The organism is Nocardia carnea (assembly GCF_029868855.1).
Classification (GTDB): domain Bacteria; phylum Actinomycetota; class Actinomycetes; order Mycobacteriales; family Mycobacteriaceae; genus Nocardia; species Nocardia carnea_A.
On record NZ_JARWOV010000327.1, the window covers coordinates 21,780 to 28,332 of the forward strand.

The 6,553-nt window shown below is 63.8% G+C and carries 6 protein-coding genes; 4 read left to right on the forward strand and 2 right to left on the reverse strand.

The genetic code is table 11. The annotated features are described in order from the left end of the window. The first annotated feature begins 142 nt into the window (after positions 1-142). Positions 143-1,087: an alpha/beta hydrolase gene (locus tag QH195_RS33420; RefSeq protein WP_280438339.1), complete on the forward strand. Its 945-nt coding sequence runs from the start codon at positions 143-145 to the stop codon at positions 1,085-1,087. 348 nt (positions 1,088-1,435) lie between these two features. On the opposite strand, the gene QH195_RS33425 is transcribed toward QH195_RS33420, so the two are convergent. Then, positions 1,436-2,500, reverse strand: a complete 1,065-nt coding sequence (locus QH195_RS33425; protein WP_280438340.1) for an NADP-dependent oxidoreductase — start codon at positions 2,498-2,500, stop codon at positions 1,436-1,438. A 270-nt stretch (positions 2,501-2,770) separates the two neighbouring features. On the opposite strand from QH195_RS33425, the gene QH195_RS33430 reads away from it, so the two are divergent. The 3 genes from QH195_RS33430 to QH195_RS33440 all read left to right on the forward strand — a co-directional run bounded on the left by QH195_RS33430 (position 2,771) and on the right by QH195_RS33440 (position 5,506). Next, entirely contained in the window at positions 2,771-3,253 is a 483-nt protein-coding gene (locus QH195_RS33430) for a nuclear transport factor 2 family protein (protein WP_280402513.1), read from the forward strand. Then, on the forward strand, positions 3,250-3,711 hold the full coding sequence (locus QH195_RS33435; RefSeq protein ID WP_280438341.1) for a DUF3237 domain-containing protein: 462 nt from the start codon (positions 3,250-3,252) through the stop codon (positions 3,709-3,711). Before QH195_RS33430 ends, QH195_RS33435 begins: the two co-directional genes overlap by 4 nt. Before the next feature lie 298 nt (positions 3,712-4,009). Further along, a complete protein-coding gene (locus QH195_RS33440; RefSeq protein ID WP_280438342.1) occupies positions 4,010-5,506 on the forward strand; it encodes a long-chain-fatty-acid--CoA ligase in 1,497 nt (498 codons plus the stop codon). A gap of 281 nt (positions 5,507-5,787) precedes the next feature. On the opposite strand, the gene QH195_RS33445 is transcribed toward QH195_RS33440, so the two are convergent. Further along, a partial coding sequence (locus QH195_RS33445) for a FadR/GntR family transcriptional regulator (RefSeq protein WP_280438343.1) occupies positions 5,788-6,553 on the reverse strand: 766 nt, incomplete at its 5' end.

Consider the following 6,553-nt stretch of genomic DNA (forward strand, 5'->3'; position numbering starts at 1 on the left):
GACAACTATCAACATTGAGTGCAGAATCCCTTCACCCGCATGCGCTGCAGGCGCCGAGTCTGTGGGGGCCACGACTTCGATAAGGACTGATGACGATGCAGGAAGCGGATAATTGCCGCGTGGACGATGGTGCGGTTCGGTAATGACAAAAGCAGAATTGGATACACAGGTGCGAGAACTGCTCGCTTCGCTTTCCGCAAACCCACCAGCACTGCCCTGGGAAGTATCGATCGACTCCTACAGATCCGCCGGTGAGAAGTTGGTTGCGCTGGCAGGTGAGCCGAGTGCCGAATGCGACGTGCGAGATTTCGAAATCCACCTTCCCGGCAGGGTTGTCAGGGCGCGCAGTTATCGACCGAAAGGCGCGGTAGGTGCCGTACCCGGTGTCGTCTACTTTCATGGCGGCGGATTCGTCAGAGGCAGTCTCGAATCACATGACCGGTTGTGCCGGGAGTTGAGTATCCGGGGCGGGTTCGGTGTTATCGCTGTCGCGTATCGACTCGCTCCCGAGGCAACCTTTCCCAGCGCTCACGACGACGCGATGGACTGCTTCTGCTGGGTGTCGGATCACTCCGATGAATTGCGTATCGACAGCAATGCTCTGGCGGTTGCCGGTGACTCGGCCGGAGCGATGCTCGCGGCGGCGACCGCGGTGGGCATCGGGGACCGCGCCGGCGGGGCAATGGTGAAGGCACAAGGGCTGCTGTGCCCGGTGCTCGATGCAACCCTCTCGAGTACTTCTGTCGAGCGATACAGTCAGGCGCCGATTTTGCCACGCTCTGTTCTGGAATGGTGTATCGATCAGTATTTCCCGAATGCACAAACTCGACGGTCCCCGGCCGCATCACCATTGATGAAGGAAAGCCTGGCGGGATCGCCTCCCGCGCTGATTTTCAGCGCGGAAGTAGATCCGGTGTCAGATGATGCTCGGCGCTATTCGGCCGATTTGGAGGCTGCGGGTGTCGGATCCGAGCTCCGCGAGTATGCGGGGATGCCGCATAGCTTCTTCCTGATGGCCGGCGTGCTGGAGGAGGGCGAACGCGCCATCGTCAGCTTCGCGGAGAAGTTCTCCAGGTTGCTGCGCTAGACGGGTGTGGAGGGCGCTCGTCTGTGCCGGTATGGCCGGGGCGAGAGGTGGTCGCAGACATCCGAGTGACGGACCGGCAGTGGAGGTACTGCCGGGTCGTCGGTGGCCTGGCCGTGCTGTGCGGTTCAGGCTCGGTGCATCGCGTACCTGGTCGGAAAGTGCCTACACGCCAGAGCTCATCGCGCGGGACCCGAACGGCCCGCTACGACCACGGTCTGAGCGCAAAGACCCGTTCGGGGCCGGTGACCCAGAATCTGCAGCTCCGGATGCGCTCGCGGATAAAGGGGGGACACGCCCCGAGACCACGAGCGCATCGAGACTGCGTGGTGGAAGCTGCGGCAGATGGTCTCAGCGAGAAACTCCGTCGATGGTTTCGGTCGCGTCGGTGAGTACTTTGATCACGACCTTCCCCCTGTTTTCGCCTGCGAGACTGCGATTGAGGGTGTGTCGCGCATTCTCCAGGCCGTCGACCACGGTCTCCTCGGCGCGCAAGGCGCCGACGTCGAGATCCTGCGACAGCTGCCCGATGATCTCGCCGTACCGATCGACATGATCGAAAACGATGAAACCTCGCAGGGTGGCACGCTGCATCAGTAGTTGACTGAGGTTACGTAGACCGCGCGGGGTGCCGGTGGAATTGTAGTCGTTGTACTCGGATATCAGACCGCAGAGCGTGATTCGCGCACCGATGTTGAGTCGGCCGAGTGCATGATCCATGATCTCTCCGCCCACGTTCTCGAAATCCACGTCGATTCCGTCGGGGGTGGCGAGATCGAGTTGCGCCTTCCAGTCATCGGCATGCCGATCGACGCAGGCATCGAAGCCGAACTCTTCTACCAGGTACCGGCATTTCTCGGCACCGCCGGCGATCCCGACCACCCGGGCTCCCCGGCGTTTCGCGAGCTGGCCGGCGACGGACCCCACTGCTCCCGCCGCACCCGAGACGAAGAACGTCTCACCCGGCTTCGGATCGCCGAACTCGACTCCGAGGAAGGCCGATATTCCGGTGTGGCCCAGTACTCCGACGAACGCGGGGAGAGGGGCGGGCAACGGATCGGGTAGGACTGTGAACGGCATATCCTCACTCGCTGCATCGGCCACGCAGTAGTCCTGCCAACCCGTCAATCCCACGACAAACGCGCCGACCGGGAGATCCTCGCGCATGCTGGCTACTACCTGCCCCACGCCGGCCCCCCGCATAACGGCGTCGAGCTCGACCGGCGGTATGTAGGAACGCATCGCGCTCATCCACACCCGATTGGTGGGGTCCACAGACAGATAGTGCGTGCGGATGAGCGCCTGCCCTTCGGAAATCTCGGTGACCGGCTCTTCGGTCCACTCGAGATTCGCCGCTGTTACTTCTCCCTCTGGTCGACTCCGCAATCGATACAGCCGATTGGTCAATGTGCTCATCACGTCTCCTAAAAGCCGAATGCAAGGTTGAGATGCGGGATGCCACCGCCGGGATCCACGTCCGCAGTCGATGCGCGGCGGCTCGCAGGCCGAACCAGACCCTGAGACTAGACTCGCAGTGGAGCATAGTCAACACATTGTCGATTTGCGGAACTGTGGCCCATTCCCGGCTATCGACAGTGTGTTGACTATCACCGACAGTTCGGGCATTCTCTGACTCTACGGCGACTGGCAATCGGTCGTGACCAGGCCGCACAGAAGGAGGCGACTGTGAGTACACAAGCGGAAAATCGCAAGGTAGTAGACAGTTTTTGGAGTGATCTCGAGGGTGGACCGCCGACCGGGGCAGAGCTCGAGGAGTGGAAGGGCTGGTTCGCAGAAGACGCAGTCTGGGAAATGCCCTTCGCTCCCGAGCCGCTCGCGAAGTCGGTACCCGGCCGCGCGCTGATCGGCCACTTCGTCGACTGGTTCTTCGGATCCGTTCCCGATCTGGCGATCGATTCGCTGGTCGTCCACGACACGACAGATCCCGAGCTCTTCGTTCTCGAGCTGCAGGGTCGGGCAACCGTCGTGCAGAACGGGAATATCTACGCGAACACCTACTGCACGCACATGCGGATCAGAGACGGCAAGGTCACGTTGATTCGCGAGTACTTCGATCCGAATATCGTCGAACAAGCCTTCGGCACCGAGCTCATCGCCGAAGGCATGTCGACAGTTATGGCCGCCGCGGGCCTGGAGGTCACCAAGTGAAGCTCATCCCAGAATTCTCCTACACGGCGGAGTTGGGTGCGCCGCAGATCGTCGGTCCCGGACCGTACGGTCTGCGGCAGGTACTCCCTGTGACCGGCGGCACCGTGACGGGCGATCGACTCAGCGGGCATGCGGCCATCGGCGGCGGCGACTGGCTTCTCGCCGGCGATGACGGATTCGGGCGGTTGGACGTGCGCGCGCAGTTCGATACGAACGACGGTGCCGTCATCTACATGAGCTACCAGGGACTGGTCGAGGTCACCGAAGCGGCTGAAGCCGCCCTGACAGGGGGAGATTCGAGTACGAATTTCGGCGATCACTACTTCGTGACGACGCCTCGGCTCGAGAGCGGTGACCCCAGGTACGGCTGGGTCAACCAGACCATCTTCGTCGGACAGGGTCGGATCACACCGGGTCCCGTGATCGAGTTCCAGGTCTTTCGGGTAGCCCTCCAGTAGCGCGAACGGGACAACCAGTGGGCCGCACATACTTACTGCAGTTGCGATGTGCGGCCCACGCTTCCATACGGCCACAGCGGCCCTCGCCGCTCCTGCCGCAGTCGACAGGAATCCGATTCGAGCCGATCGCGTCGACGCGGAGCGGACCGAGTCGGCCGGTTAGGGCCGCGGGGTTTCTCCAAGCGGCGTTTCGTCGAGTCCGCCCACGAGCTTCCGACCACCCTGTCGAGCCGGTCGAGCCGCCGGCGCATCCGAATGCCTCGTGGCGCCACCCAGATCCAACAAGGAATACGCCTCCATGTCTTCGAATCTCGCAAACAATCTCATCGACACCGCTCGCTCCCTGGGCGACCGGCCGGCCATCCGACTCGACAACACGACGCTGAACTATTCGGAACTCGAGCGAGCGGCCGCAGCCGTGGCGGGCGATCTGCAAGCCCGGGGCATCCAGGCCGGTGATCGTGTCGGCATCGTGCTGCCGAACGTGCCGGCGTTTCCTGTCCTCTTCTACGGGGTGCTGATGGCGGGCGCCGTCGCGGTGCCGATGAACCCCCTGCTGAAGGCGCGCGAGGTCGCATATTACCTGGAAGACTCCGGGATGTCCCTCGTCTACGGCGCTCGGGCAGCGGGCAGCGTGGTGTCGGAAGCCGCACGCGACGCGGGCATCCCGGCGTTGCTGGTCGACGACCTGGGCCCGGCCGCAGCGGATCTTCTCGGCCGCCCGGTCACCGGACCCGTGCTGCGCCGCCGGGACGACACCGCTGTGCTGCTCTACACCTCCGGGACGACGGGCAATCCCAAAGGCGCGGAACTCACTCATGGCAACATGTCGACGAATGCTGCCACCACCGTCGATACGCTCATCCAGACAACTCCTGATGACGTCGTCCTGGGATGCTTGCCGCTGTTCCATGTGTTCGGACTGACTTGTGGATTGAACGCCGTGGTGAAGTCGGGAGCCCTGCTCACGCTGATTCCCAGGTTCGATGCGGAAAGCGCGCTGCGAGTTCTCGTGCGGGACAAGGTGACGGTTATGGAGGGCGTTCCCACCATGTACTCGGCGCTGCTGAATATGCCCCAGGCCGATTCCGCAGATCTCTCGAATCTCCGCTGCTGCATCGTCGGAGGCGCGCCGATGCCCGTCGAGGTCTTGAAGTCCTTCGAGGAAAAGTTCGGGTGCGAGGTATACGAAGGCTATGGACTCTCGGAAACCGCGCCGATCGCTTGTTTCAACCGGCCCGGAACGCCGCGCAAGCCCGGAACGATCGGAATTCCGGTCCGCGGTTGCCTGCTTCGCCTGGTCGATGACGACGGCAATGAACTGCACGAACCCGATCAGCCCGGAGAGATCGAGATCAAGGGCGAGAACGTGATGAAGGGATACTGGGGCCGCCCGAGGGCGACCGAGGAATCCGTCGTGGACGGCTGGTTCCGTACCGGGGACATCGCGACGCGAGATCGCGATGGCTACTACACCATCGTGGACCGGAAGAAGGATCTCATCATCAGAGGTGGATACAACGTGTATCCACGCGAAGTCGAGGAGGTCCTGTACGAGCACCCGGCCGTTGCCGAGGCGGCCGTGATCGGGATCGAAGACGCGCATTTCGGGGAACAAATCGGCGCCGCTGTGTCACTCAAGAACGGTGCGCAGGCCGACGCCGCCGAAATAATCGCCTTCGTTCGAGAACGGATGGCGGACTACAAGTATCCCCGCCGGGTCTGGTTCGTCGCCGGCCTGCCCAAGGGCCCTACGGGCAAAATTCTCCGCAGGAGTGTTGAGCCCCCGGCCTGATGCGGCCGGCGTCATGCGGCCGGGCACTCGGGCTGTGACTACCGGTCGACGGAGGCTGTCGGGCGGAACTACCGCTGCGCATTGCCGTGGGCTATCGCGTGCTCTTCGGCGACGGAAAGACCGGGCCCGGTGATGAATTCACGCGCACCGGCCTCGGCGGTACAGGAGAATCGAGTGCTGGCTGTACTGACCTGAGAGGTCGGAAAAGCGGCTGGCTGGGAGGGTGTCTGCCCAGCGCGGTGTGGCCGCGGTGCAAGCGTTCGGCCGAGCCGCACAATGCATCAGGGGGTGAGCGAGGACAGCTCCGTACCGTCGCCGGCAGGTCCGGCGACGGTCGTGGCATTGTGTTCGCGGATCAGTTCGGCGGCTTTCGCCCGGTCGCGGTCGGCAATTGCGTCCACCAGCCGGGCGTGCAGGTCATAGCGGCTCTCGATGTACTCGGGGAGCGGCTCATCCGCGGGAGTGGTGGCAGAGAGTGTGTGTGACTCGATGATCTCCAGCAGGCTGAGGTAGAACGACCGCAACATCGCGTGGGGACTCGACTCGGCGATCCGGGCGTGCAGTGCCCAGTTCGCGCGGATGAACGCGGTCCCGTCCAATTCGGTGGCCGCGATCCGCATCCGGTCCTGTTCTCGCCGCATCGCCTGCACATCGTCTGCCGAGGCGTGTCGTAGCGCATCCTCGACCAGCAGCGGGTCCAGCGCATTGCGGATGCGGACCGCTTCGGCGACCGACGCTGCGTCTTCGTCCAACGCCAGGACGGAATTGCCCAACCGCACCATGGGGGACTGGCGGCTTGCGAAGAGGCCTCCGCCCGGTCCGGGGCGTACCGTCACGACGCCACGGGTCTGGGCCAGCCGCAGGGCCTCGTTGAATGTGCCGACCGAAACGCCGCACCGGTTGCGCAGCTCTTCTTTGGTTCCCAGGCGGTCGCCGGACCTGGCGGCCGGCGCCCCCGGGGGGGGTCGGCGCGCCGGCGCGGGGGTGCGGCCGGGGCCAACAGGGGCGGCGTATCGGCCCGCGACCCTCCCGGCGACCTCCTTCGCC

Coding starts and splice junctions, on each gene's coding strand:
- QH195_RS33425 (WP_280438340.1), bottom strand. CDS start 2,500: ATGAGCACATTGACCAATCGGCTGTATCGATTGCGGAGTCGACCAGAG.
- QH195_RS33440 (WP_280438342.1), top strand. CDS start 4,010: ATGTCTTCGAATCTCGCAAACAATCTCATCGACACCGCTCGCTCCCTG.
- QH195_RS33420 (WP_280438339.1), top strand. CDS start 143: ATGACAAAAGCAGAATTGGATACACAGGTGCGAGAACTGCTCGCTTCG.